The organism is Vibrio sp. 10N.237.312.B06 (genome assembly GCF_041464685.1).
GTDB classification, from domain to species: Bacteria; Pseudomonadota; Gammaproteobacteria; order Enterobacterales; family Vibrionaceae; genus Vibrio; species Vibrio tasmaniensis_A.
In genome coordinates, this window is sequence record NZ_JBFSPI010000149.1 from 1 (window position 1) to 4866 (window position 4866).

Below are 4866 nucleotides of genomic sequence, written 5' to 3' on the forward strand. Positions count from 1 at the left end.
CGCGATGATAAAAGCGTTGAACAAGCTCACTGGGTTAGGTATGCCTGAAACTTGCCGTATTGACTAAGAAACGCACGAAATGGGGCTGCTCTGTCTCTAAACTGAATTACGCAACAAAGCCGCTCTGCGCCGACATTCTCGTATGATTGGAATAAGGATCAGGCGGAAATTCCGTTGAATATAAGCGTAAGCAAGACTACTGTGTTGAACGGACGTCCTTGGAAGTTTGGCATTGAAGCGAACTATTACCTTGAGAAAGACGAAGAAACGCGTCCAGATTTTATGTTGAGCTTTAATATCAGCCCAGTTGTTGAAAATAAGCTGGCGTCTTTGTTTGATTAATCTCAGTGTGGAAGAGTAGAAATGAAAAAGGCTGAACGATGATCGTTCAGCCTTTTGTGTTATTGGATTGAAGCGATTCTATTAACCCCCAGCAGCCTGCATGATGAGACCACAGATGTAAGCGCCGTATGTACCGAGAGCGTAACCCAATACTGCCATTAGGATACCTACTGGCGCTAATGCTGGGTGGAATGCAGCTGCTACGATAGGAGCCGATGCTGCGCCGCCAACGTTAGCTTGGCTACCGACAGCCATGAAGAACAGTGGTGCGCGGATAAGCTTCGCCATCACAATCATTAGAATGGCATGGATAGTTAGCCATGTGATACCAATGAAGAAGTAGCCTGGATTGTCTAAGATAGCCGTCACATCCATTTGCATACCGATAGTTGCAACTAGGATGTAGATGAACGCTGAACCTACCTTTGATGCGCCACTGTGCTCAAGACTGCGTGTTGATTTGAAGCATGAAGCGATGAGCGCGAACGTTGTCACCATTACGATTAACCAGAAGAAGCCTGATGTAAGGCTGTATTTCGCAAGCTCTGGAGCGTTGGTCGAGATCCAAGGTGCGATTAGGTCACTGAATAAGTGAGCTAGGCCGGTAAGACCGAACGCAATTCCCGTGATCTTCATTAAATCTGTTGTGGTTGTTGGGCGAGCGTTCTCTTCTTGGTATTTAGAAACCGTCTCTTTTAGCTCTTCAATAGATGAAGTATCAGCTTTTAACCATGCATCAATCTTCTTCTGACGGCCTGCCATGATAAGCAATACAGCCATCCAAATGTTCGCACAGATAACATCAACCGTAATCATTGCAGAGAATAATTGATCATCAACCTCGAACACTTCTTTCATTGCTGCTTGGTTCGCACCGCCGCCAATCCAAGAACCAGCAACGGTTGTGAGGCCGCGCCATACGTCGCCAGATACAAGCTCAGGGTTAATTTGGTCGATGATCAAGATAGCCAGCGGGCCACCGATGATAATGCCGACAGTACCGGTTAGGAACATGATGACGGCTTTTGAACCAAGGCCAAAGATTTTACGTAGGTCTGCTGAGATGATCAGTAGAACGAGTGCGCTTGGTAATAGGTAGCGACTTGCAACGAAGTATAACTTAGAGTTTGATGCGTCGATGATGCCTAAACTGTTAAGTAGAGAAGGCACAAAGTAACAGAGCAATAGACCCGGAACGAACGAGTAGAATTTTTTCAGTGCGCTATTTTGGCTACTTTCCGTGATAAAAACACCGCCAAGAATAACAGCTAACATGCCCATTATTACTGCATCATTAGTAATCATTATTATATCTCCTTTAAGGTGAGCGCAACCGCCTCACTTTTTGAAGTGCAGGACTATACCGACAACTGGCATGCGTTACAAATTGTAACGATAGACATACTTTGAAACGTTTGTGTTAATTTTTATGGTTTGGATTTGTGAATGCGGAGCGTTAATTATTGGCGATGTGAATGCCTTGATGGCGACTTGTGAGGCGTGTTTAGATATATGCAATGTAACTCAAACGTTAGAGGATGGTCGCTACGAATTAGAACGACGACTGAAGGGCTTAAAAGAATGCATATATATCCACATTTACAGTGTGGTTTGTGTGGAGAGGTAATGTTTTATAAATGTAAAAAGTGAATTCATTTTTGACGGGTAGCTTGAGATTGAAAATTATAACTGGATCACATAAATGTCGTGGTTCATCTGATTTAGGTTCCGTGTTTTGGCTTCATCGGTCGTGCTATTCGTATTTAGAGAATGAAAAAGCGACCCGAAAGCCGCTTTTTGAGTGGTTGTTAACCTCGAATTTGAGCTCTGCTTAGGTTTGTTCTTCCTCAAAGCCATCTGCATAGCCTTTCGGTGGCGGTGTCCAACCTCGTTCTGAGCGAGAGTGCTTGTCTGAACGGTCTTTTTTCATGTCTTCTTTCATTGCTTCTTCAAGGTGAATGAAGATTTGTCGGTAGTTGTTGTCGTAACGTGGGTTCTCTTCCGCTTCAGACCAAGCTTGGTAGAGTTTTTCAGACTTACGGCTTTCAACACGTTGATACGTTGATTTTTGCTGTTCAACGAAGAATGGATGGTGCCCTAAAGAACGTAGAGCTTCTGCGCCCATTTCGAGTGCCGAGTGGTACGTTTCTGAGACTACAAAATCTGCACCAGCTTCTCGTAGGCGGTAACTGTGACCACGGTCGAACGCACGCGCTAAAATTTTCACTTTAGGGTAGGTGTGTTTAACGTATTTTACTAATTCAACGCTTGAGTCTTGGTTATCGATAGCGACGACAAACATTGCGGCTTCTTCGATCCCTGCTGTATGCAATAAGTCATGACGAGTCGCATCACCAAAGTAAGATTTGATGTTGATAGAGCGAAGTAAATCGACTTGGTTGGCTTGGTGATCCAAAACCACAGTCTTGACATCATTCGACACCAATAAGCGGTTAACGATTTGACCGAATCGGCCAATACCAGCAATGATCACCGTACCTTTCTCTTCGATAGTATCGGCTTCTCGGTCGTTAGACTTTTGCTCGTAACGAGGAAGTATCACTTTATCAAATAGAATGAATAAGCCTGGTGTTAGGAACATTGAAAGAGCAACAACCAGCGACAGAGTTTGGACTATATCAGCAGGCAATACGTGGTTTTGAGCCGAGAAGCTCAGTAGTACAAAACCAAATTCACCGGCTTGCGCCAAGCTCAACGTAAACAACCAACGGTCGCTATTTTTAATTTTGAAGATCAACGCCAATGTAAACAACACCAAGGCTTTAAGTAGCATAACGCCAAGAGTGAGGCCAATGATCAAACCAAAGTCGTTGAATAGAACATCAAAGTTGATGCCCGCACCTACCGTAATGAAGAACAAGCCAAGTAGCAGCCCTTTAAACGGGTCTATATTAGACTCAAGCTCGTGGCGGAATTCACTGTTCGCCAATACCACACCCGCAAGGAAGGTTCCTAAAGCTGGTGAGAGGCCGACTAGGCTCATTAGTGCAGCAATACCAATAACCAACATCAGTGCGGTTGCAGTAAAGATTTCTCGCAAGCCTGAGCTCGCCACAAAGCGGAACAGTGGACGACTCAAGAAGTGCCCGCCGACCACAACAATCGCAATAGATGCTGTGATCACAAGGCCATAAGCCCAGCCGGGTAGGCCAGCAACAAGACTCAACTCTTCATGGTGATCAGAAGTCGAAGCGACCGCGCTTTGTGCAGCTTCGATTAATTCTGGCAATGCCAATAGAGGGATAAATGCCAGCATCGGAATGACAGCGATATCTTGGAACAGTAAGACCGAGAAAGCATTCTTGCCGCCTTCTGTCTTGGAGAGCCCTTTCTCATTAAAGGTTTGGAGAACAATCGCGGTAGATGACAGTGCGAAGATCAAACCGATAGTCAGCGCGATCGTCCAAGGTTGCCCGAAGAACAGAGCAATCCCCATGACTATGGCCGTTGTGCCACCGACTTGTAGGCCGCCGAGCCCCATCAGGCGGTTTCTCATTGCCCAAAGCATCTTCGGCTCAAGCTCAAGCCCGACCAAGAACAGCATCATTACTACGCCGAATTCGGCAAAGTGTTGAATGGTCGTGGTCTCTTCACCCACTAAGCCGATGATTGGGCCAATCACCACACCGGCAATCAGGTAACCAAGCACAGAGCCGAGGCCAAGCCTTTTGGCGATAGGGACGGCGATGACTGCCGCGAGCAAATAGATAAATGCTTGTAGAAAATATCCTGTCATGATCTAACCTCTGCTCATCATTTCATCGACATAATGGTTTAGCTTTTCAGCCTTGCTTGCCTTTTTAAGATCGACTTCGCCCGCAACAAAAGCCTCTAAAAGCGATTTGTAGCTATTTACATGATCTTGAATTCGGCCTTCTTCTAACGCAGTACGTGAACCAAACAAAGCCAATGGAGCCAAGTAGTTCATGCCGCACAAAGACGCCGTTTGTTCGATTGGGTGAAGCAGTTCACGGATGGTGAAGTGGTTATAACCGTCAGTTTGATAAGCCTCTTTTTTGCCTCCAGCGGTGATACTGCATAACAAGCTTTTACCTTGCAGTTCATTGCCGTCGGTGCCGTAAGCAAATCCGTATTCTAGGACGAGGTCTTGCCACTCTTTAAGAATCGCGGGTGTTGAGTACCAATATAGTGGGAACTGAAAAATGATGATGTCATGGTCCAACAGGCGTTTCTGTTCGCGATCGATATTGATCTTGAAGGTTGGGTATTCAGCATAAAGGTCGACACAGGTGACGCCTTCAATACGTTTGGCTTGCTCAAATAAGGGTTTGTTAGCTTCAGAGCGATGCTGAGAAGGGTGGGCGAATAGCACCAAGACTCGATTTTTCGACATATAGCCCTCTTTGTCCATTAACGAATAATATTTATTGGAATTATAGATATACAATAATAGAAGAATGGTTGAACAACAACGAATTAGCCCATACTTATCTAGGGCGTGTTGATCTTTGCTGTACATTTCGCGTTCAACAATACATCGGT

General features: G+C 45.3%; 3 protein-coding genes and 1 pseudogene. 1 reads left to right on the forward strand and 3 read right to left on the reverse strand.

Annotation, left to right across the window (positions count from 1 at the left end; all coding sequences use genetic code 11):
* Positions 1-123: 123 nt before the first annotated feature.
* Positions 124-342: pseudogene (locus AB6C75_RS22670) on the forward strand (hypothetical protein); the annotation flags it as partial.
* Positions 343-423: 81 nt separating this feature from the next.
* Here AB6C75_RS22670 and AB6C75_RS22675 read toward each other — a convergent pair.
* From AB6C75_RS22675 to AB6C75_RS22685, 3 genes are all read right to left on the reverse strand, one after another.
* Entirely contained in the window at positions 424-1647 is a 1224-nt protein-coding gene (locus AB6C75_RS22675; protein ID WP_371709255.1) for a DUF819 domain-containing protein, read from the reverse strand.
* A gap of 526 nt (positions 1648-2173) precedes the next feature.
* Positions 2174-4099, reverse strand: coding sequence for a monovalent cation:proton antiporter-2 (CPA2) family protein (locus AB6C75_RS22680; protein ID WP_372109368.1), 1926 nt, complete (start codon positions 4097-4099; stop codon positions 2174-2176).
* Positions 4100-4102: 3 nt separating this feature from the next.
* Positions 4103-4717 carry an NAD(P)H-dependent oxidoreductase gene (locus tag AB6C75_RS22685; RefSeq protein ID WP_009845593.1) on the reverse strand — a complete coding sequence of 205 codons (615 nt, stop codon included), beginning with the start codon at positions 4715-4717 and terminating at the stop codon, positions 4103-4105.
* Positions 4718-4866 lie beyond the last annotated feature (149 nt).

What these genes read in the sequence shown, in the direction of transcription:
- AB6C75_RS22675 (WP_371709255.1), bottom strand. Translation starts at nt 1,647, where the DNA reads ATGATTACTAATGATGCAGTAATAATGGGCATGTTAGCTGTTATTCTT.
- AB6C75_RS22680 (WP_372109368.1), bottom strand. Translation starts at nt 4,099, where the DNA reads ATGACAGGATATTTTCTACAAGCATTTATCTATTTGCTCGCGGCAGTC.
- AB6C75_RS22685 (WP_009845593.1), bottom strand. Translation starts at nt 4,717, where the DNA reads ATGTCGAAAAATCGAGTCTTGGTGCTATTCGCCCACCCTTCTCAGCAT.